General features: G+C 32.1%; 14 protein-coding genes and 4 tRNA genes. 7 read left to right on the top strand and 11 right to left on the bottom strand.

Annotated elements, in window-relative coordinates; all coding sequences use genetic code 11:
• Nucleotides 1-178: 178 nt before the first annotated feature.
• The 3 genes from EHE19_RS09365 to EHE19_RS09355 form a co-directional block, all read right to left on the bottom strand.
• Nucleotides 179-1,180, bottom strand: coding sequence for a M42 family metallopeptidase (locus EHE19_RS09365; RefSeq protein WP_137696192.1), 1,002 nt, complete (start codon nucleotides 1,178-1,180; stop codon nucleotides 179-181).
• Nucleotides 1,181-1,289: 109 nt separating this feature from the next.
• Nucleotides 1,290-2,345 (bottom strand): M42 family metallopeptidase, encoded by a 1,056-nt coding sequence (locus EHE19_RS09360; protein WP_137696193.1) that lies wholly within the window; start codon nucleotides 2,343-2,345, stop codon nucleotides 1,290-1,292.
• A gap of 204 nt (nucleotides 2,346-2,549) precedes the next feature.
• Nucleotides 2,550-3,602: a M42 family metallopeptidase gene (locus tag EHE19_RS09355; protein WP_137696194.1), complete on the bottom strand. Its 1,053-nt coding sequence runs from the start codon at nucleotides 3,600-3,602 to the stop codon at nucleotides 2,550-2,552.
• An 846-nt stretch (nucleotides 3,603-4,448) separates the two neighbouring features.
• Here EHE19_RS09355 and EHE19_RS09350 point away from each other — a divergent pair.
• From EHE19_RS09350 to EHE19_RS09325, 6 genes are all read left to right on the top strand, one after another.
• Nucleotides 4,449-4,525, top strand: a tRNA-Ile gene (locus EHE19_RS09350).
• 44 nt (nucleotides 4,526-4,569) lie between these two features.
• Nucleotides 4,570-4,645, top strand: a tRNA-Phe gene (locus EHE19_RS09345).
• Nucleotides 4,646-5,040: 395 nt separating this feature from the next.
• Nucleotides 5,041-5,400 carry a hypothetical protein gene (locus EHE19_RS09340; RefSeq protein ID WP_137696195.1) on the top strand — a complete coding sequence of 120 codons (360 nt, stop codon included), beginning with the start codon at nucleotides 5,041-5,043 and terminating at the stop codon, nucleotides 5,398-5,400.
• Between the two features lie 287 nt (nucleotides 5,401-5,687).
• Nucleotides 5,688-5,772 (top strand) — tRNA-Tyr (locus tag EHE19_RS09335).
• Between the two features lie 994 nt (nucleotides 5,773-6,766).
• Nucleotides 6,767-8,647 carry an ABC transporter ATP-binding protein gene (locus EHE19_RS09330; protein WP_137696196.1) on the top strand — a complete coding sequence of 627 codons (1,881 nt, stop codon included), beginning with the start codon at nucleotides 6,767-6,769 and terminating at the stop codon, nucleotides 8,645-8,647.
• Entirely contained in the window at nucleotides 8,619-10,451 is a 1,833-nt protein-coding gene (locus EHE19_RS09325) for an ABC transporter ATP-binding protein (protein WP_137696197.1), read from the top strand. The genes EHE19_RS09330 and EHE19_RS09325 overlap by 29 nt, the downstream gene beginning before the upstream one ends.
• 193 nt (nucleotides 10,452-10,644) lie before the next feature.
• Here EHE19_RS09325 and EHE19_RS09320 read toward each other — a convergent pair whose 3' ends face one another.
• The 4 genes from EHE19_RS09320 to EHE19_RS09305 all read right to left on the bottom strand — a co-directional run bounded on the left by EHE19_RS09320 (nucleotide 10,645) and on the right by EHE19_RS09305 (nucleotide 13,824).
• Nucleotides 10,645-11,208: a hypothetical protein gene (locus tag EHE19_RS09320; protein WP_137696198.1), complete on the bottom strand. Its 564-nt coding sequence runs from the start codon at nucleotides 11,206-11,208 to the stop codon at nucleotides 10,645-10,647.
• Between the two features lie 151 nt (nucleotides 11,209-11,359).
• On the bottom strand, nucleotides 11,360-11,860 hold the full coding sequence (locus EHE19_RS09315) for a hypothetical protein (RefSeq protein ID WP_137696199.1): 501 nt from the start codon (nucleotides 11,858-11,860) through the stop codon (nucleotides 11,360-11,362).
• A 3-nt stretch (nucleotides 11,861-11,863) separates the two neighbouring features.
• Entirely contained in the window at nucleotides 11,864-12,790 is a 927-nt protein-coding gene (locus EHE19_RS09310; protein ID WP_171003489.1) for a 4Fe-4S double cluster binding domain-containing protein, read from the bottom strand.
• Between the two features lie 257 nt (nucleotides 12,791-13,047).
• Nucleotides 13,048-13,824, bottom strand: a complete 777-nt coding sequence (locus tag EHE19_RS09305) for an MBL fold metallo-hydrolase (RefSeq protein WP_137696201.1) — start codon at nucleotides 13,822-13,824, stop codon at nucleotides 13,048-13,050.
• A 505-nt stretch (nucleotides 13,825-14,329) separates the two neighbouring features.
• Between EHE19_RS09305 and EHE19_RS09300 the strand changes: the two genes are divergently transcribed.
• Nucleotides 14,330-15,607, top strand: coding sequence for a nucleotidyltransferase (locus EHE19_RS09300; RefSeq protein ID WP_137696202.1), 1,278 nt, complete (start codon nucleotides 14,330-14,332; stop codon nucleotides 15,605-15,607).
• A 128-nt stretch (nucleotides 15,608-15,735) separates the two neighbouring features.
• On the opposite strand, the gene EHE19_RS09295 is transcribed toward EHE19_RS09300, so the two are convergent.
• The 4 genes from EHE19_RS09295 to addA all read right to left on the bottom strand — a co-directional run bounded on the left by EHE19_RS09295 (nucleotide 15,736) and on the right by addA (nucleotide 23,394).
• On the bottom strand, nucleotides 15,736-17,403 hold the full coding sequence (locus EHE19_RS09295) for a ribonuclease J (RefSeq protein WP_137696203.1): 1,668 nt from the start codon (nucleotides 17,401-17,403) through the stop codon (nucleotides 15,736-15,738).
• 85 nt (nucleotides 17,404-17,488) lie between these two features.
• Nucleotides 17,489-18,679, bottom strand: a complete 1,191-nt coding sequence (locus EHE19_RS09290) for a glycosyltransferase family 4 protein (protein ID WP_137696204.1) — start codon at nucleotides 18,677-18,679, stop codon at nucleotides 17,489-17,491.
• Nucleotides 18,680-19,330: 651 nt separating this feature from the next.
• Nucleotides 19,331-19,404: transfer RNA gene (locus EHE19_RS09285), tRNA-Gln, on the bottom strand.
• A 111-nt stretch (nucleotides 19,405-19,515) separates the two neighbouring features.
• Nucleotides 19,516-23,394 carry a helicase-exonuclease AddAB subunit AddA gene (gene addA, locus EHE19_RS09280; protein ID WP_137696205.1) on the bottom strand — a complete coding sequence of 1,293 codons (3,879 nt, stop codon included), beginning with the start codon at nucleotides 23,392-23,394 and terminating at the stop codon, nucleotides 19,516-19,518.

Raw genomic sequence — 23,394 nt, 5'->3', positions numbered from 1 at the left:
TTTTTGTTACCACTTCTTCACTCTTTTAACTTTTATTATTATTTGCTTTTGTTAGCAGCTAAAAAAATTAATACGGGTGGTAAATATTTGAAATTCCTTATTTTAGCTTTAGTTCATGTAGCAATATAATTTCGCCAAATGCAAATACAGTCTCTCTGTTCTCTTCATTCTAAGGAAACTAAGCTTTACTTGCATACAATCCAGCTAGCTTTACGCAATTTTTCAAATCTTCTAAGCTTATCATTTCAGACGGTGAATGAACATATCTGCAAGGTATGGATATCCCTCCGCAGGGTACTCCATTACCAGTAGATTGTATGGCTCCAGGATCACTTCCTCCTCTATCAAGCAATTCCAATGTATATGGAATTCCATTGCTCTTTGCCAATTCTTCAAGTTCCCTTCTTACCTGAGGATGGGCGATATAGGCACTATCCTTGACTTTAATTGCAGGCCCTCTGCCTAATTTAACTTCTCTGTCTTTGCACTGTGGAGTGTCTCCAGTAAGTGTAACATCTATTGCAATTGCATAATCAGGCATTATTCCGAATGCAGCTGTTTTAGCTCCCCTTAACCCAACTTCTTCTTGTGTAGTAAAAACATAATAAATTTCATTATCTGTTTTAGGAAGAGTTTTGGCTAGTTCAATCAATATAGCACATCCACTTCTATTGTCCATTGCCTTTGAAATTGCATGATCACCTTGAACATAAAAATCTCCTACAAAAGTGGCGGTGTCTCCTATTTTAACTAATTTTTCTGTCTCTTCTTTACTTTTACAGCCAATATCAATGAACATTTTGTCCAGCTTAAGATTTTTAAAATCTTCAAGCTTTTCTTCTGCACTTATAGTGCCAATGGTGCCATTTTTAAATCTAACCCTCTGAGCCAAAGCATTAAAGGCTGATACTCCACCAATATTAGAAAAACGTATAAATCCCTTTTCATCAATAAATGTGGCAATAATACCTATTTCATCCATATGCGCTGCCAGCATAATCTTTTTTGCCTGACCATCTGTCTTACTTTTCCCATTCTTGATAGCAATTAAATTGCCCATATTATCAACTTTTATTTCATCAACATATTTTCTTATCTCCGAAGTAATTACATCTCTTATTTCTTCCTCATTACCTGATACACCAAAAGCTTGAGTTACCTTCCTTAATGTTTCCTGCATGGTACCCTCCATATTAAATAAAATTATTTACTCAACTATCCCAGTTGAGAGTCTAATATTATACTTAAAAATCATTTAGTTTATATTAGAAATTCTCAAAGTTTGTTAGTTAACAAATCAGTTTATCAATAGTTTTTAAAAAATCCTTATCCTTATTCATTTCTTTTAATGCTGCAAGAGTAAGCCTCTCTACACTTTCATAATCACTCCTGCACATTACCGATACAGGTGAATGTATATATCTACAAGGTACAGATATAGAAGCTATTTTGACACCAGTACCAGTTCTTTGAATCTGTCCTGAATCATTTCCGCCTGTAGTTGTTTGCTTAAACTGGAACTTTATATTGTTTTTAGTTGCTACATCACTTAGGAAGCGCACCATTCCTTTATCGCAATAACAGGTTCTGTCCATTATTGTTAGTGCAGCGCCATTTCCTAATACAGTTGAATAGTCATGGGGCTCTACATTTGGAACATCAGAACATGTAGTTCCTTCTATTACTAATGCAACATCAGGCATTATACTATAAGCAGCTATCTGTGCTCCTCTTAATCCAACTTCTTCCTGTACAGTAAAGCAAACATACATATCAAAATCGAATCTATGCTTTAAAACCTCAATTAAAACAGCACATCCAACCCTGTCATCAAGTGCTTTTGCCTTTATACAATCTCTTCCAAGTTCCACAAACTGACTGTCAAAAGCTATATATTCTCCGAGAGGGGCAAGTCTTTCAGCTTCCTCCTTTGTTTCTGCACCTATATCAATATATAAATTCTTAATTCTGGTTATCCTCTCTCTCTCTTCCTTTTCTTGTTGATGTATTGGCTTTGAGCCAATAACTCCAGCCAATTTTTTATTTCCTATTAACACTCTTTTACCAGGAAGGATTCTATCATCTACCCCTCCTACTGCCTTAAACTTAATGAAACCCTTATCAGTATGTCCCGATACAATAAAACCCACTTCATCCATATGAGCAGCCAGCATTACTTTTAATTTGCCAGTATTGCTTGCTCCCTTTTTATAAGCAATAACATTTCCTATAGAATCCACTCTAATAGAATCACAATATTTATCTACTTTTTGGATAATAAAGTCTCTGACTTCTTTTTCATTACCTGAGACACCATTTAAGTCTGTAAGTTCTTTTATAAGCATACTAACCTCCACGCACCATTTGCGTTATTAATTTAGTAAATCTAATGTGGAGGTACGCATTATTTTTTGCATTTCATCCACATTATTCAAGCCATCCTCCGTTTTATTCTACTTACACCATCAATAACCATTAGTGGTTTTTGCGGTTCGAAAAGGAACCTTGTTCACAAAAACCTTATTTTAGAGCCGTTTAATCTTGCCTTATTATATAATTGAAATTAACTCTTCTAACTCAGTGCTTCCTATCTTCGCAAATTCCGCTACAAGTCTGGCAGTATATTTAATATCCTCAATATTTAAAGTTTCAACCTCAGTATGCATATATCGGATTGGAATGGATAGCAGTGCCGTAGGTATTCCTTTTGTACTAACCTGCGTCGCCCACGCTTCTGTTCCTGTATCACCAGCCTCCACCATTTTTTGAAATGGAATGGAATATTCCTTTCCAAGTTCAAACAACTTATTAACCATTTTGGGGTGTAGATTTGGTCCAATTGAAATTTCAGGGCCTTTTCCAGGTGTAGAGGAATAATCCTTAGATAGGTCAGGAATATCACCGTGACAAGCATCTATTACAATTGCTGCATCAGGCATTAATGAATATGATGCCGTTATCACTCCAACCAAAGACGCCTCCTCCTGTGTTGATGCAACAAAAATAATATCATTTTCATGTTTAATATTTTTTAAATTTTCCAATATCATTAGTAAACATGCTACACTGGCTCTATTATCTAAAGACTTACCGCTTACCTTTTGCTCATTCATAATGGTAAATTTAGATTTAAATGAAACAATATCACCCACAGAGACAATTTCTTTAAGTTCTTTTCCTGTAAATCCCGTATCCACAAATAAGTCATTTATTTTAACAGGTTTATTCGAGTCTTCTGCCTTCATCAGGTGAGGCGGTGTAGCACCTATAATACCTATAACATCTTTCTTTCCATGAATTATTACTTCCTGTGCCAATAAAATTTTACTATCAATTCCACCAATGTTTGCAATTCCAACAAAGCCTTTTTCATCTATAGACCTTACTAGAAATCCAATCTCATCAATGTGGGCTGTGATTATAATTTTTTTTGCTTTGTCACTAGTTCCCTTTTTTAAACAAATTACATTTGAAAATTTATCAACCTCTACATAATCGCAGCAACCTTTAAATAACTCCGCAACCTTCTCAGAAGCAGCTTTTTCAAATCCAGCTACAGCAACTAACTCTGATAAGTATTGCAAATTCTCAGTTATATTCATGTACTAATCCTCTTTCCTATTGAAATAGTTTAAAATAAATTGCCTGTTTCAAATGCTGTTAAAAGCACTTAGCAATAGAATATACCTTTTTGAAACATGCTTTCTAACATGCTTTAAACAGAATTTTGATATAAATTAAATTTTGTTAACCTTTAGTGATCATAATACGCTAATACTTTGACTTATAAAAACTAAAGCCAGCAATAATGGCCTGTAAAAAAAATATTTATCTACTATTTTTTACTTTACTATTAAATTATTTAAATCTTTATTTATATTATTAACCTATTAATAAACATTAAAAAATATATTTACATCAATAATAAAATTTATATCAATAAAAGATATATCAATAAAATTTTTTAAGTAAATACATTTCAGTATTACATTTTAACAAATTTTTCTTTAAATTCATAGGTGGTTCATTGGAAAATGCAAAGTTTATAGTTCTAACTTCTAACCAATTTATTTTCAACTGAGTATGCAGATAAATACTTATTAAATATACTGGTAAACGAGTACAACTTAGATATATAGAGTACTTGATTAAAGATATTTGTTTGAATTTGTAGGTGAAGAATATTTAACTATGCAGTTAAAGCCACACGATGTAGGTTTTAGTCTTACGATGAAGCATGGATTCTGAATGTAGTAAGGTGCATAATTAACTGTGATGAACCAAAACTAATTCAACAAATATCTTGAGAGCAGCCCATTAAGATAGTTTGCACGGAAGTACCAGAAAACCAGTACTATAATTTTATTAGCAAATTCTAATAATATTTTTATATTTTCTATTGACATAATCTACTTTTTTTATTATACTAAGTTTCGTTCGTTTCTTGAGGGCCTTTAGCTCAGTTGGTTAGAGCAACCGGCTCATAACCGGTTGGTCCGGGGTTCGAGTCCCTGAAGGCCCACCATTTAACTCTTTAACTTGTGTACATATAATTAAATATCATTAAGCGCCCAGATAGCTCAGTCGGTAGAGCAGGGGACTGAAAATCCCCGTGTCGCTGGTTCGATTCCGGCTCTGGGCACCAATAAAAAAGCAAATTTTGAGTGATTTCAAAAATTTGCTTTTTTATTTTTAATATATTATCAATTTATGTAATCTACTTTATATAGAATTTCTCAAAATGATACTATCAAAATTCATATCCCATATATTCTTACTTTTTAATCAGCAATATTTTTTCATTAAAATCTTCAACATTACAATATTTCAATTTTTTTAAGATTTCAAGTGTCAATTCACATACATTATAATAAGTTAATTATGTCATAAATAAAATTAGAATTGCATTTCTTTTAAAACAACAGAAAATTTCTTTGTATTATATCGAATTTTCTGTGTAAATTATTGTGTTTTGTAAGTATTTAGTTTATAATGTTTAAAATAGTAGAAATTTATATTTTAAGGAAAGGATTGATTAATATGTATAGTTTTGATTTGAAAGGTAATGTACTTATAATTAATAACTCAGGCCTTTTTTCTGAAAATGAGGCAACTTCATTTATGGCTGAGTATTCCCAAATAGTAAAAACAATAGACACAAAAAAAACAACTTTGATTCTAAATGCTACTGAATTAAAAGTACTACCTCAAAAAATGATACCATTGCTGGAAAAATGCACAGAACTTTACATGAAAGATGATTTTAAAAATATTTTCTTAATCGAATTTTCTTCTTTAATAACCAATTCACAAATAAACAGAGTTGCTAAGACTTTAGGTTTTGACCAACGTTATAAAATGTTTAAAACGGTAGAAGAAGCTCTAAAGGCCGCAAAGTAAATGATGAATGTTAAAATTCAAAACAATTAACTGCTAGAAAACACAATTCCATAACATGAAAAAATAATATCTTTATATATAAAATTAATGCTAATATATAATACTCAAAAAGCGTCTAACAATTCTTATGAGATGATTAGGCGTTTTTTGCTTAATAAAAAATTAGTAAATGATATAACATTAGAAAATAATTTTAAAAATTTTTAAAAAAACTGTTGACATTTTGAATAAATTAATGCATAATCTTACTTGTCGCAAAAATCTGTGACATTTTGCTAAATGAGCATGGAAGGGTTCCCGAGTGGCCAAAGGGGGCAGACTGTAAATCTGTTGCGTCTCGCTTCGATGGTTCGAATCCATCTCCTTCCACCATAAAAAGCCTTGTACATTCGCGATTACGCTGTGTTCAGGGTTTTTATTTTATGTTATTTTAAATATACATTGCTTGATTAGGTGTGCAACAAGCTTGAAATCAGGCTGAAGCAGTTTTTGCGGAAGATCCTGAAGGTTGTTCTTGCTGAAATCAATGACCTGAAGATGTAAAATAGAATATATTAATCAAGAATATTTCAATTGTACAACTAACTCTTTTTATTTTTGCTTTTGCCCTCAATAAAAAACAGATGGTAAATGCAGAAAATTTTAAGAATTAATAATGTTAGTATCTAGCAATCTCTAATTTCTTTCAACTGTTTCTGTAACAAACCCAAACCATTGATAAATTTTAGCATTGTCAGGCTTTTCACATTAGGAAAATTAAGTTAATACTATAAAGAGTACCTTAATAGCAAACTATGTTAAAAATAACAAATTCAAATCCAAAAAACTATTGACACAACTTATCATTGTGTAATACTATTACAAAGTAAGTGTTTTTACTATTTTTAATTTTACTTACAAACAATTCTACGGTGAAAGGAGTGTATTAAAAAAATGAAAACAACTAATATATATGAGGTGTTTTTTTATTAATTTAATATTGAACCTATATAGTTAGTACTTATATACTTTCTATTAGGTTAACCATTTGAGTAACCGTCATTTATAGAAATATTAACACGATGAGTTGATGAGTTATCGTGTTTTTTTATTCCCTATTTTTGTGTATTTTTTGAAATACATACTTATCTAAGCTTTGTTGCAGGCAAGTAAAGCAAAAGGTTTTACAGCAGCCAATGATAAATTTACTACATAAGACGTATAAGCTGGCTCGTTGTACTGTTACTTTACTTATGTAAATCATTGTTTATAAAAGATAAATATAAATGATAATTAACTCTGTGGAAATAATATAAACGTTTAATAAATTTTAGTTCTCCAACTATAATTTCAATAATTTTGTTTTATTTAGGCGTGGGAGGATATTATGGAACAAAACAAAAACGGCAGACTAAAAATGCTTTTTTCTTTTATTAAAGGCTTTAGATGGCTATTTATTCTTGCAATTTTTTCAACCATGCTTGCAATTATTTTTAACTATCTTATGCCACAGATTATCAAAATTATTATAGACTCAGTAATTGGAACTGAGCCATTAAAGCTTCCAAAAATAATTTTAAACTATATCAACTTACATGGTGGCAGAGATATGCTTAGAAGCAACCTTCTCCTCTGCTCCCTGGCAGCTCTTGTTTTGGCAATATTATCGGGTGCTTTTACATATCTATTTAGAGTTTGTATAGCAAAAGCATCTGAGGGTACTATCAGAAAGCTTCGAAACCACCTGTTTGATCACATTCAAAAGCTGCCTTATAGTTGGCATGTTAAAAATCAAACTGGTGATATTATTCAACGTTGTACCTCTGACGTTGAAGTAGTAAGAAATTTTTTATTGTTACAGTTTATAGAGATGGTCAGAACGGTTTTTCTAATAGCCTTCTCTCTCCTGCTGATGTTTTTGATGAATGTAAAGCTTTCACTGATTGCTCTTGCTTTTATACCAATTGTAATAGCCTATTCAGCTATATTCTACAAGAAAATTGCTGATAGGTTTAAGTTTGCTGATGAGGCCGAAGGCGCGCTATCTGCAATGGTTCAGGAGAACTTTACAGGTGTACGTGTTGTTCGTGCTTTTGGAAGGCAAGCCCATGAGATTGAGAATTTTGATGTTAAAAATGATTATTTCGCAAATTACTGGATTAAGTTAGGCTTTTTGCTCAGTAAATACTGGGGTATCGGTGACTTTTTCTCAAGTCTTCAGGTAATGCTTATTATAATTTTAGGCTCAATTGAAGCTGCTAACGGTGTAATAACCTTAGGAGAATTTTTAGTTTTTATTTTCTATAATTCTATGCTGGTTTGGCCAATCAGAAATTTTGGAAGAATACTATCTGAAATGAGTAAAACCAGTGTTTCCCTCAGCCGTATCAATGAAATTCTTTCTGAAGAAGAAGAAAAGGATTGTGAGGATGCAATTACACCTGATATGACTGGTGACATTGAATTTAAAAATGTTAATTTTGATTATGAAGGTATTAAGCCTGTTCTTAAAAATATTTCATTTAAAATTAAGTCTGGTACCACCTTTGGTATTTTAGGAGGAACTGGCTCTGGGAAATCAACACTTATGTATTTACTAGATAGGCTTTACGAGCTTCCTGATGAATGTGGGAGTATAGAAATCGGCGGAGTAAATATCAAAAAAATCAAGCTGGATTATTTAAGAAGCAATATTGGCTTTGTGCTTCAAGAGCCCTTTCTTTTCTCAAAAACAATTAAAGAGAACATTGATGTCTTTAAAAATACTAATGATATTGAGTTAATTCGCCACAATGCAAGCATAGCAGCTGTTGATGACTCTATACTTGGGTTTTCTAAAGGCTATGATACCATTGTAGGAGAACGTGGAGTTACTCTTTCGGGCGGCCAAAAACAAAGAGTAGCTATTGCAAGAATGTTAATGCAAAAATCACCTATCATGATTTTTGATGATTCTCTGTCGGCTGTAGATGCTGAAACTGATGCAAAAATTCGTGCACAATTAAGTGAAAACACTGCACATAGCACAGTCATTCTTGTATCACATAGAATTACCACACTAATGCAGGCTGATGTAATTATGGTTCTTAATGATGGTCAAATCTCAGAAATAGGAACCCATTCTGAACTTTTGGCAAATCAAAATGGAATTTACAGAAAAATATATGATATTCAGAGCAGCTTTGAAACAGAGTTTTTAGATGATGCTAAGGATGAGCATTTAGGGGGGGTGACAAATAATGGCATTTTTGGAAGAGGAAGAATATAAAAAGCCCTTTTCATTTAAGGTATGGGCAAAAATAATACCATTTGTAAAGCTGTACAAAAAACAATTTTTTTCAGCAATGGGCTTTTTAATTTTCTTATCAATTATTGATGTAACTTACCCATTATTTCAAAGATACGCAATTAATAATTATATTATACCTGCAAAAGCAGAGGGTATTTGGAAATTTGCCGCTTTATACGGTTGTGTTATTTTAGTGCAGGTATTTGCTGTAATCGTGTTTATAGAAAATTCAATGAAGGTAGAACTAAATGTTGCTAAAGCCATCAGAAAGGCATTGTTTGTTCATCTTCAAAAACTTTCCTTTAGTTATTATAATACTACCCCTGTAGGATATATGATGGCAAGAGTTATGAGTGATACTGGGCGTATCGGACAAATGGTATCATGGGGTATGACAGATATTTTATGGGCAGTTGTATATGTAGTTGGTGTATTCATTGCTATGCTGATATTAAATTTCAAGCTGGCACTGTTAGTTATGTGTGTAATCCCAGTTATTGCACTTATTACAATGTATTTTCAAAAGAAAATTTTAGATGTAAACAGAAAAATCCGAAAAATCAATTCCAGATTGACCGGAGCCTTCAATGAAGGTATTACAGGTGCAAGAACCTCTAAAACACTGGTTATTGAAGATAAAAACCTAAAGGAATTTTCGGTAATTACTGATAAGTTCTATTCTTTAACCATGCGTGCTACTATACTTAATGCTATATTTATACCTTTAGTACTATCTTTCAGTACTCTTGCAGTTTGCATTGTGTTGGTACGGGGTGGTTATTTAGTTATAAATGATGCAATGGAATTTGGAACACTTTCTGTTTTTATCACCTATGGTATAAGTATATTTGAGCCAATACAGCAAATAGCCCGTGTATTTGCTGATTTTGTTTCTACTCAAGCTAATATTGAACGTGTAACAGGATTAATTGAAACTGAACCTGATATAACTGATACTCCTAAGGTTATTGAGAAATATGGTGACAATTTTAATCCTAAAAAGGAAAATTGGGAAACTATAAAAGGTGATATTGAGTTTAAGAATGTTTCCTTCAAGTATCCAGATGGTGATGAATATATACTTAAAGATTTTAATCTCAAGATACCTGCTGGAACCACTGTAGCAATTGTAGGTGAAACAGGTGCAGGAAAAAGTACCCTTGTGAATCTTGCTTGCAGATTCTTTGAACCCACAAAAGGTCAGATTCTGATTGATGGAAAGGACTATAGAGAACGTTCACAGCTATGGCTTCATAATAATATTGGCTATGTACTGCAAAGTCCACATCTGTTTTCTGGAACAATTCGAGACAACATTCGATATGGAAAGTTTGATGCAACAGATGAAGAGATTAATGCCGCCATCAAGCTTGTGGCTGCAGATACAATTATAAATAGTATGGATAAAGGGCTGGATACCAATATTGGTGAAGGCGGCGATCGGCTGTCCACTGGTGAAAAGCAGCTTATATCCTTTGCTAGAGCAATTATAGCTGATCCAAAAATATTTGTGCTAGATGAGGCAACCTCTTCAATTGACACTCAAACAGAGCAGTTAATTCAGAACGCCATCATGCACATATTAAAAAACAGGACTTCCTTTTTAATTGCTCATAGATTATCAACAATCAAGAAAGCCGATATTATTCTAGTGGTTAAAAATGGTAATATTATTGAGCGTGGAACCCATAATGAGCTATTAAAACAAAAAGGCTACTACTTTTCACTATATCAAAAGCAATTCGAAGAAGAGACTGGGGCAGCTATGCTTGATAAAAGGTAATTTATGAATAATATAAAAAGGTTCAGATTAAGTATTCAACTTTGTCTGAACCTCTTATTTTACCTCAAAATATGAGTTCTAATTTTATGAGTGCTAATCATTATATAAGCCTTGCATGGTAATTTTATAGTATTGTCTTACTGGTACTTCCGTACAAACATACCTAAACGGTCTACTCACAAAATATTTTCTATCAACTCAAGAGCACTGAATTAACTAGAGAAAAATCACCCGCATAACGTGCTTTATCTTCTGGTAACTCTTTGTACTCAGGCTTAGCCTCAATTATATCAATAATTTTTCTAACAATGCCATTTAATAAAAGCACCTCATTATCTTTATATTTATCATCAAACGATACTTCACCAGTTTCTACATTTATTGAAAATGGAGGTATATTATTAATAGTCCAAGCAATATTTTTCTTACTTCCTTTATATGTTATTTCTAGATTATACTTAACTGGAAGAGAACAATAAACATACTCTGGAAAGGATTCAGGGTAATTAAAAATATCAATTTTCTGCATTTCACTAAGTATGGTTTCCATTTCATCCTTACTTAATTTCATTTTGATAATAGGTGAGCCTTCTTTTGTATATGTATCATCATAGGTATTTATCACACTTCTTCCTTCAACATTATATTTTAGTATAAAGTCAAAATTGGAGTCTATATCCGTACTTCTATACATAGCCATACCAATAGCACCTGTCATTATAATACCAATTAAAAGCCCAACTATTGATCCTTTCATTAATTAGTCCCCTTTCTCTTCACTTATCTAATATTAAACTATTAGATTAAGTTAACATCCATCAACTTAAATGTACTGCTTTATAAAACCTAGATTCAAATCAAAATTTTTAGAAGTGAGAGACTTGTTTTTGCTGCGTTTATACTAGTTGCTATTCATTTAATCTAGATTCCTGTAATTTTTTATACTCATCCTTTGCTTCAATTAGTCTAATAATCTTGTTTGCCATTCTGTCTAATAATAACACTTCATTATCTTCATAAGTATCTAAATCAAAACCGAAAGGAGGCATATTATCTAGACTCCAAGCAATAGTTTTCTTTTTTCCGTTATAGGTTACTTCTAGATATTGTTTCATTGGAAGATTTACATGTCCATATACAGGAAACGCTTCCGGGTAATTAAAAATATCAATTTCATGCATTTCATTAAGTATAGTTTCCATTTCATCATTGCTTAATTTCATTTTGATAATAGTTGAACCTTCTTTTATGTATGTATCATCATAGGTATTTATTACACTTCTGCCTTCATAACCATACTTCAGCATAAAGTCAAAATTGGAGTTTATATCTGCACTTCTATACATAGCCATACCAATAGCACCTGTCATTATAATGCCAATTAAAAGCCCAACTATTGAACCTTTCATACCTTAATCCTCTTTCTCTTCACTAATTTCAAATAATACTCTTAGATTTCTAGGTATTGCCTTTGTAATGTCAGGCCACTCAGCCATTCCTAATATCTTTGCTTTCATCTTAAGCTCGTCTGAGTATTCACTATAAGGAATTCCATCAAGAAGCATGTTAGTTTCCTTTTCGTCAAACTTAATGGGACTCATGACATTATTTTCACACCCCTCGTTCATAGGGCAAATTAACTGACATTTAAGGCAGTCGTAAAGGCAATGATGCGCCGATTTAGGTAGCCATTCTGGAAATTCCTCTACACCTTCATTAAGACAAGACAAACATTTATCATTATCTATCAAAAAGCGATCAGTTCTAATGGCTCCTGTTGGGCAATTGTTTACACATGCCATGCAATCTGTACATGCATCCGCATAACTCATTTTATTCCAATTGTCCTCTTCACATGGAATGTCAGAAAAATATGCAGCAAGTCCAAAATTACTGCCCATACCGTCTATATAGCAAATGTTGTTTCTGCCATAAACTGCAAGACCACATTGTGCAGCCATTCTCTTCATAGGAATGCTATATACCGGTTCAATATGATAATTCTTAGGTACAAGAAAATCACTTAAATATTTTCCGGTATTTTCAAAATCCGATGCTACAATTCCATAAGCACTGCATTTCTTCCCCTGTCTCTCAAACTCTAATTTTGCATATGTAGGATGTGGTATAGCAACTAAAATGATGGATTTAATAGTAAAATCAACCTTAGGTAAATCAAAACTATACATATTCTGAATAATAAATTCATGAAAACCGTTTAACTCATCATTTTCCTTAAATAAATCAATTTCTTTTTTTAGTGTTTGCAAGTGCTTTATTGGTACTACCTGAAGTTTATTACCATGTAATAGTGCTTCTTGCTTTAGTGCTTCAATCATAAATGTATCCTCCATTTATACAATTAGTATATTTCCTAGTTTATAAATAATTACACTATATGTAATCATTAGTCTAATTCCCTATTTGTTTTAGATAAATGATTTCATCATTACCTAACACACAAAAATACCTATAATAAAATTTTATAAAACTGGTGAAATAATATATAGCTGTAATCTACTTGGTAAGTCTTTTTTTATTACAAACCTCTTTTTTTTATTTGGAGATAAATAATAAAATATAATAAAGATATATATTATTTAATACGTTCTGGATTATATACTATCTCACATCTTCCGCGTTTGTAAATCAATCCATAAAACGCCCTATTATTATATGGTTTTCCAGTACTCCCAGATAAAATGTCATTTATAGCAGCTTCTAGTTCATCAATAAAAGATGCTGCTTCATGATTTTTATGTCCCATATAAATAGTGTCAAAGTCATTACAATATGATTTTAAAGCCTTAACAGTTTTCAGATATTCAGAAAGGGTAGTTGATTCTTTTAGCTGCATCCACACATGTGATATAATTCCATCTCCTGAAAATAGTATTCTATGCTTCCTGTCCAATAATCCAATGCTGCCTGCTGTATGCCCTTTTAATGAAATAACCTCTAAAATATTACCTCCTATATCAAAGGTCTTACCAGGTGTTATAAATTCTAAGTTTGCAGTACTTTCACACCACTGCTTAAGTTGCTCATCTGACAAATTATATGCAGCTTTCTTTTCATCCTTTACATAGTATTTTATTTTTCTATGTTCTTCGTATAAATCCATATCTTCTCTGCTAATATATGCCTTATCAAAATAATGAGCACCAAAAGCATGATCTATATGTCCATGTGTACATACTACAATTAGTGGTTTTGGGGTTATTTCTTCCACAGCTGCCTTTAAGTTCAAGCAGCCATATCCTGTGTCAATTACAATAGCAGCTTTATCACCTTCAACCACATAAATACTCGTATCATCATCTACTATTGTTGTTACTTGGGGAGCAATTTGTGTTATAGTGTATTGGCTCATCTAATCACCTCATAGTATTTTTAAATTTTATATTATATACATAATTTAACATTTGCATTGATATATAGCAAGTAATTTCAAATGACTAATAAAATAAACATGCAATAACCATCCGACACCCCTTAATTACCTTAACTTTCTCAGTTAATTTATTGGTGTCTGCAGTTCTCAGTAGATGCAAAGTTCTTCCTCGGACGTTGAAAAGACTACTCAGTGAAGAGTTCAAATCATTCGTCCACATAGTTTCTTCATTCATCATTCTCACATCGAATCATGCATCCTTATTTGTTGCATAAATATAAATTAATTCAGCTCAAGTAATTAAAATTGAAGTTATAATATTTTTTCATTAACACGATTCTAATTTTCTTATAAACCAATTTTAAATTGCAAGTTGAGTATTAAATGCTTAATTGATATAATAACCATTGATACTTAGGCTTGTAAGTATTTCACCACTAAGTATTCACAAAATTTTGTGCCCAAAACGACATGGGAGGTTAATATGAGTGTACTTGGTATTGTTACAGAATACAATCCTTTTCATAATGGTCATAAATATCATATAGAAAAATCAAAAGAAATAACTGGTTGTGACACTGTTGTTTGTGTTATGAGCGGTAATTTTATTCAACGTGGTGAACCTGCACTCATAAATAAATTTGCCAGAGCAGAAATTGCCCTTCAAAGCGGAGTTGATTTAGTTATTGAATTACCTCTTCCTTATGCCATGTCAAGCGCAGAAGCTTTTGGTTTTGGAGCTGTCAAAATATTAGATAGTATAGGTGTGGTTGATTGTATCTCCTTTGGAAGTGAGCATGGTAATATTGATTCTCTAATATCCATTGCCGATATTTTAGTAAAGGAGCCCGATGAATACAAAGCTGAGTTGAAAAGGCAGCTCTCATTAGGATTATCCTTCCCTGTTTGCAGGCAAAAGGGTATTGAATATTATATAAAGCATCATTTGGTTTCAGAGCATACAGTTAATCTTTCTTCCCTTCTTGAGACTTCAAATAATATTTTAGGCATTGAGTATCTAAAGGCACTAAACAGGCTAAAAAGCGCCATTAAGCCATATACAATTGAAAGGGTAGCAAATCAATACAATTCACCTGTTATCACAGGGGACATTTCAAGTGCTACTGCAATAAGAAACAGTATTTTTAATATTTATGATGAGCAAGAGCAGCAATTATGTCCTAATACTGTTCAGGCTATACCTGATATTACCAAAACCATTATAGAGAGAGAATTTAAAGAAGGCAGAGGTCCTATTAACATTAATTCATTTGAAGACATTCTTCTTGCATTCTTGAGGTATGTAAGTATAGAAAAGCTTGGGAAAATAACTGGTATATCAGAGGGTCTTGAATATAGAATCAAAAAAGCTGCTGATTCTTCTGGCAGCATTGACAGCCTTTTATCAAATATATGTACAAAAAGGTATACAAGAACTAGATTACAAAGAATATTATTCTCTCTACTCGCTGGAGTTACAAAGGATGACATGGATTTATTCCAACAGGATGGAGGACCTCAATATGCTAGAATATTAGGATTTAATAAAAGAGGCCGAGAAATACTTACGAAAATTAAGAAAAACTCTATATTACCTATTGTTACAAAACCTGTTGACTATAAGAATTCTTGTAACAGACTACTTAAAAGAATGCTTGAAATTGAAGCCCAATCAACTGATTTGTATGTTCTAGGCTATAAAAATCCAGCCTTCAGAAAGTCTGGACAAGAATATACGCAGAATATTGTTATAATAAATTAGTTTAAAACCATTTAGTGGCTGTTGCAAAGCAACTTTTTTCTGTATACCCATCTTATTGCATGAACATGAAATAGTAAGCAGTAGCAATTTTTTGCTTTGCAACAACTCCAATAGGTTTTTATAATTAATTATATCTCCATTATTATTGGCAAAATCATTGGTTTACGCTTTGTTTTCTGATAAATACAGTCTTTTAAATCCTCACGTATAGCAGACTTTCTAATAGACCAATCACCGCGGCTTTTGCCTGCACTTTTATTGACAGCTTGTTTTGCAATTTCTTTTATCTGATCCATCAAATCTTCTGATTCACGAACATAAACAAAGCCTCTTGAAATAATATCAGGGCCTGCTACTACATTGCCAGTATCACCTTCAATAGTAATAACAACCACAATCAAGCCATCCTGTGATAAATGTCTTCTATCTCTAAGAACAACATTACCAACATCTCCAACTCCAAGTCCATCTACAAGGACTCTTCCAGCTGTAACACTTCCATTTATTTTGGCAGAATCATGGGTTAACTCTAGCACTTTACCGTTTTCTAATATGAATACATTTTCACTTGGCATTCCCATTTTTATTGCCAAATCAGTATGCTGTCTCAAATGCCTGTGTTCTCCGTGTACTGGCATGAAAAATTTTGGTTTAACGAGATTATGAATAAGCTTTATTTCTTCCTGACACGCATGTCCCGAGACGTGAATATCAGCTAATGCCTCATATACAACTTTAGCACCCTTTTTAAACAGTTCATTTACAACTCTTGAAATAAGTTTTTCGTTACCAGGGATAGGTGAAGCTGAAATAATTACTAAATCCCCAGGATATATTTCTACTTTTTTATGTTCTCCAAAAGTAATTCTTGTTAACGCAGACATTGTTTCACCCTGACTGCCTGTAGTAATTATTACAAGCTTATCAGGAGGAATTTTATCCATGTTTTCCATATCAACAAGTACACCCTCTGGAATAATCAAATAACCAAGTTCTATTGCTACATTAACAACATTTACCATGCTTCTTCCAATAACAGTAACCTTTCTACCATATTTAACTGCAGAATTGATTACCTGCTGTACTCTATGAACATTTGATGCAAAGGTTGCAACCAAAATCCTACCCTTGCAGTCAGCAAAAATTTCATTGAAGGTTTCTCCAACAGTACGTTCAGACATTGTATAGCCTTCATTTTCTATGTTAGTGCTATCACACATAAGTAATAGAACACCTTTTTTTCCAAGTTCAGCAAATCTTGCTAAATCCATTGTTTCGCCTTGTATTGGAGTATAATCAATCTTAAAATCTCCAGTATGAACTATAACTCCTAATGGAGTGTGTATAGCTAAAGATACCGAATCAGCAATACTATGAGTATTATGAATAAATTCTACCTTAAAAGCTCCAAGGTCAATAGTTTGACCTGCACAAACAGTCCTTAAATCAGTAGTATCTAGCAAACTATGCTCTTCAAGCTTGCATTTTATTAAACCTATAGTCAATTTTGTTCCATATACAGGAACATTTAATTCTCTTAAAACATATGGCAGTGCTCCAATATGGTCCTCGTGTCCATGGGTTAATACTATTGCCCTAACCTTTTCTTTATTTTTAACTAAATAAGTCACATCTGGTATAACTAAATCAATTCCCAGCATTTCATCCTCAGGAAATGAAAGCCCGCAATCAACAACAACAATATCATCACCATATTCAAACGCAGTAATATTCTTGCCAATTTCCTGCAATCCACCTAATGGTATTACTCTTAACTTTTTTTTACTTTTTGACACAATTAATCCTCCAATTTTACTATAAAAAAATAACTACTTATACTAACTAAATTGGTTTATTTCGGAAATGTTTCCTATATAGCTATTATTTAGTTTTCTTTTCGCTGCTAAATTGAGAAATAACATATCTATATTCTTCAGAAATGGTTTTTGATATATTACTCCAATTATAATATTTTTGTACCTTTTCTAATGCTGCATTGCAAATTTTTTCTGACAGTTCATGATTTTTTAATAATTCTAAAATACAATCAGCTAAAGAATTTGAATTTCCGCTATAAAATTTCATTCCATCTTCTTTATGATTTACAATTTCATTGAGACCTCCAGCATCAGATACCACAACAGGAATGCCTGCAACCATTCCTTCTAGTGCAACGATACCAAAAGGCTCGTAAGTACTCGGAAAAACAGCTATATCCGAACACATATAAAGTTTTAACAAAACCTCCTCACTTACAAAGCCAGTAAAGTAAATTTTTTCGTTAACATTTAACTCATGGCTAAGTTCTATTAAATTATTTAAGCACGGTCCTTTGCCCGCAATTACAAACTTTACATCATTAAATTCACGTAATATTTTAGGTGCTGCATTTAGTAATACATGAACACCTTTTTCATTAACAAGTCTTCCCACATAAAACACTATTTTTTCATTTGGAGAAGCATAATTTTTTCTAAACTCTAAATCCTTAGATGTATTTTTAAATTTATCTAAATCAACGCCATTGCTAATAACTCTAATCTTATCTGAATTAATATTGAAAACGGATATTAATTCATCCTTCATATATTTACTGTTGACAATAAGAGAATCAGACTCACTCATCAACCATTTTTCTATATTATTTATTGTTCTCGATAAATCGGTATGTATTCCATTATTTCTTCCATATTCGGTAGCATGTATTGTTGAAATAATCGGAATATCATAAGAATGCTTTAATACCCTCGAAGCATACGCCACAAGCCAATCATGAGCATGAACTATGTCAAATTCATAATTTTGGAGAAGCTTTACCGCATATTCAACCATCGCAAAATTAAGCTGCATAACCCACTCTACAAAAGTGCTTGATGGATTATTGTAGACATGTACTCTATGCACTGTTACATTCTTATCAATCTCATATTCTTGTGTATAAGGCTCCCAGCATGTCAAGACATGAACATCATTGCCAGCTTCGCCTAAATTTTGAGCTAAATCATAAACTACTCGAGATATTCCACCTATTATTCTTGGTGGATATTCCCAAGACAGCATCAATATTTTCATAAATATTTCCTCTTTTAACGAAATACTAAGTATCTATAAAATTAGTATCTATATTATTCTATCATACTAAAGTACATATTACAAAATACATTTTAGTAATCATTATATATTATTGTAATCATTCTATGTTTTCACATAAAATACTAAGCTATAATATATTTTATTTATATTAACTATTAACGCGTTGTGCAAATTATTTTATACATCTTTCAAAATATTTTAAAGTATTGGCTTTTTCCGAACAAATATAATCTAGGTATAAAATTATAGTACTGATTACTAATACTTCTGTGCAAACTTACCTAAATGAGTTACTCACAAAATATATAAAACACAGCATATCAATGTTCAAATATTATTTTGCCAATAGCATTTAGTCATATTACAGAATATAATGTTATAGTAGTAAAATTAATATCTAAATAAGAAAATTGCCCCACTTATTGACACTACTATTATTTACTTTGTATAATAAAACTATTATTAAACGTAAGAGCTCTTTTGTTTTACCCGGACGATAAACAAAGAAATTTAATTCAAAAAAGCAGAAGCTTTGACTTCTGTTTTTTTGTTTTTATAGAAAATTATTAGCTATGATGATAGTTTTCTATAAAAATAAAAAAAGTATTTCAACATAAATTGAAATACTTTTGGCTGCGGGTCAAGGATTTGAACCCTGACAAACTGAGCCAGAGTCAGTCGTGCTGCCATTACACAAACCCGCAACGTCATCAACAAGAAGTATTTTAGCACGATAAATTTAAAGTGTCAACACTTTATTTATATTTTTCTGAAAGTATTTTTATCTGTTATCACGTTACTGTGCTGCCACTATTCTACATTTCAACAAATTCCCCAACTGAAAATAAATATATATATCGTTCACTTACAGACAAACCTGTTAGTAGTTCCAAAGCTTTAGTGTAATAAGATATCTGAATGCCATATTTCCTTTTTATATTCTCGATTTCCCCTTTTTTAATATAATCTGTTTTATAATCAATTAATATTATTTTGTTGTCTTCTTCAAAGTAGCAGTCAATTACGCCCTGCAGCAGTATATTATCATCAGTAATTAATTCCGTGTCAGCTGCAGGATATAGTTCTTCAAAGGGAAGTTCAATATTAAATGGAACCTCTCTGAAAAAATTCCCAGACAATAGCATTCTTTGACATATAGGCGATGAAATAAATGCTTTAATTTTGTTAACATTTACGCTCTTTGCCTGCTTATCGGTTATCAATTCTTTTTGAACCATATTATTTATTTGATTTTGAATATTATTATCATAAAAATCAAGGTGCTGCATTACAAAGTGCATGGTTGTACCTTTTTCTGCTGAACTAAGTCCTTTTTTCTCCTGCAAAAACAAGGGTTTTTTTATACCAACCTCTCTATTTATTGGAGCATCCTCACCTTCATTATTTATATTAAAAAATCTTTTTATCTCAGTAACTGATATCTTTGATGGTATACTTGCAAAATTCTTATATTTATATTTCCAATCCAAACGCCTAACAAGTTCTTCTCTGCATCTAATCTCTGAAGTATTGCTTTTTAGCCAGTCTATAGCGTCTGTTTTTATTGTACTTTCCTGCTCCACAATATTAGGTACAGCTACATGCTTTTTATTATAGAGAAAAATCTCCCATACTGATTGGTCGTTTATTCTAAATTGACCCAGTTCCTTTCCAATACCAGCTACTTTCCGAAGCTTATCCGAATTGATATGCCTCATTGCGCAAGGACAAATCCAATCTAAATAATTTTGAGCCTTCATCATATCGTGTGCAGGAAATTTTTCAGTGTTGTTTAATGAAACAGAAAGCCATTTGTTTGCCGACCTCTCCAAGTTATTTACCGCACCTGTTAAAATAAGCTTCTCTCTTGCTCTAGTCATTCCAACATATAAAATACGCATTTCTTCGGAAAGAGTTTCTTTTTTAAGCTTCTCTGCAATAGCTAATTTAGGTACAGAAGGATATTTTATTCTCTTTTTATAATCAACATAATCAGGCCCAAAACCTAACTCTTGGTGAAGTAAAATACCCTTGTACATATCTTGAAAATTAAATTTCTTGCCGCAGCCGCATAAAAAAACAACAGGGAACTCCAAGCCTTTACTTTTATGTATGCTCATAAGTCTCACTACATTATCATTTTCACCAAGTATCTTAGCGCTGCCCAAATCACCTTTGTTTGTCTTCAATTTATCTATAAAGTTTATAAAATTAAACAAACCCTTATAGCTGGTATTCTCAAACTGAAGAGCCCTTTCAAATAGCACACGTAAATTTGCCTGTTTTTTTTCACCATCCTGCATTGCACCTACTATGCTAAAATATGCAGTATCATCATATAGCTGCCAAATCAGCTTATGAGTAGACATATACAATGACATATCTCTCCACTTTGCTAAGTTATCCAAAAACCTTTTTGCCTTTTCACTACTTGTATTAGCATTTTCAAAATTACTATTGCCACTCGTTTTGTTTTCCTGTAATGCTAATATTTTTAAAGCTTCAAATAATGAAGACCTTTTGTCAGCAAGTCTCAGTTCAGCTAAATCATTTGTACTGAAATTCCCTATAGGTGATCTTAATACAGATAAAAGGGGAATATCTTGATATGGATTGTCTATTATCTGTAATAGAGATAAAACCACTTGTACCTCTGGTGTTTTGAAAAATCCACTTCCTGTGTCTGAAAATGTAGGTATTCCAGACTTTGAAAGTTCTTCTGAAAAAATGTCTGTCCAATTTTTAGTTGTTCTAAGCAGTATTACAATATCTTTAAACTGTAAGTCTCTATACTCATTTGTTTTTTTGTCTAAAACACTAAATTTCTTTCCATTTTTATCAGGCTTTAACAGTTCAACTATCCTGTTTGCAACCATTCTAGCCTCCTGTTGAAGATTGTCTAATATCTCATCCTCATCAAGTTTTTCATCAATTTCTGTTTCCTCTCCATAGCTTTCGTTATCTGAATGTTCAAAATTAATCTCATTATCTCTGTCTACAGTTTCTATTAAGTGAAGTTCTACTTCACCGCCTACCTTCCTGCTTTCATCAAAGTTTTCAGTATAGCTGGCTCCAGGATTCAATTTTTCTATATCTGAGTAATCAAGTTCACCGATACTTTCCGACATTATTTGTTTAAAAACGAAGTTAACTCCATCAATTACCTCTTTTCTGCTTCTGAAGTTTTTAAACAGTAATATCTTTCTATACAAGCTATTCTCTGCATCAGAATAGTTATTATATTTCTCGAGAAATAATTCAGGCTTTGCCTGCCTAAATCTATAAATGCTCTGCTTAACGTCCCCAACCATAAATACATTTGGAGTACCTATGTCTTCACGGGATATCATTTTTATAAGGATTTCTTGAACTAAATTGCTGTCCTGATATTCATCAACCAATATCTCTGAATACTTCTCTTTATAAAAATTTGCCACCTTAGTAGGATGAATATTTCCTTCCTCATCAACCTCTGAAAGTATTTTTAAGCATAAATGCTCTAAATCATTAAAGTCAACTGAAGCCCTTTGATTTTTCTTATTTGTATATTTATTGCTAAAATCTAAAATAAGCCTTGTTAAACACTTTAGAATTGGATGCATTGCTTTTAAATCAGCTATTATTTCTGCTGATTTAAGCAAAAAAGCTTCTTCTTTGAGACTTTTAATATATGCCTTTAACTCATCTCTGATTTTCTTGACTTCTTCCTGAATTTCCTTGTCGGCATCCTTACCGCAACGTGGTAATGTACTGAACTCAATATTTGAAATAAAGTTATATATTTCGTCCCACCTTGAGTTAGTTAATATCTCACTATTTTCTGCTTCTTCCTTTTCACTGTTAAACTTATTATCCTTATTTAAATTATTCTTATTTAAAGCGACACTAAATTTATTTATTAATGTACGCAGCATGTCTGCATCATCAATAAATACAGGTAAATATTTTTCCAAACCCATTGCAAATTGCAGCTTACTGCAAGCCTTTTCCATTATTACCTGTAAACCCTCAAGACGCAATTTTATTGTTTCTAATAAGATTTTCCCCCACATGGTATTTGCAAAATCGCAGTCCTCGTCTATCATATAACTTTCAAGCTGTTTATTCAGCCATTGCTGCGGCCATGGATAACTCTGTACAAAACTATATACCGAAAGCACCATATCCTGTATTTTCTGATCATCCCTGTTACTTCCAAAGGATTCTAAAAGTTCAATAAAGTCTTGATTTTTTTCCTCTTCTTCCTCATATATTTCTTCAAATAACTCATTTAGAGTTTCAATCTTTAAGAGCGTTGCCTCAGTCTCATCAAGGATTCTGAAATTAGGGTCAATATCAATACTCTGAAAGTTATTTCTAATCACTTCAAGGCAAAAGGAGTGAATTGTAGTTATTGAAGCCTTGTTAAGAAGTGCAAGCTGTCTGCGAACATTCTTTGAAGCTTTGTTTTCCTCAATAGTTTTTGATATTGCGGCTCCAATTCTCTCTCTCATTTCAGTTGCAGCAGCATTAGTAAATGTAACTACAAGCAATGCATCAATATCTATAGGATTTTTTTCATCAATTATCTTCTGAATTATTCTTTCTACAAGAACAGCTGTCTTACCAGCGCCTGCTGCGGCTGCGACTAACAAATTACAGTTTTTTTCTGTTATAGCGCTGAACTGCTCCTTTGTCCATTTCATTTCAGACAT

Source organism: Ruminiclostridium herbifermentans (assembly GCF_005473905.2).
In the GTDB taxonomy this organism is placed as follows: Bacteria; Bacillota; Clostridia; order Acetivibrionales; family DSM-1351; genus Ruminiclostridium; species Ruminiclostridium herbifermentans.
This window is presented reverse-complemented; position numbering and strand designations above follow the sequence as displayed.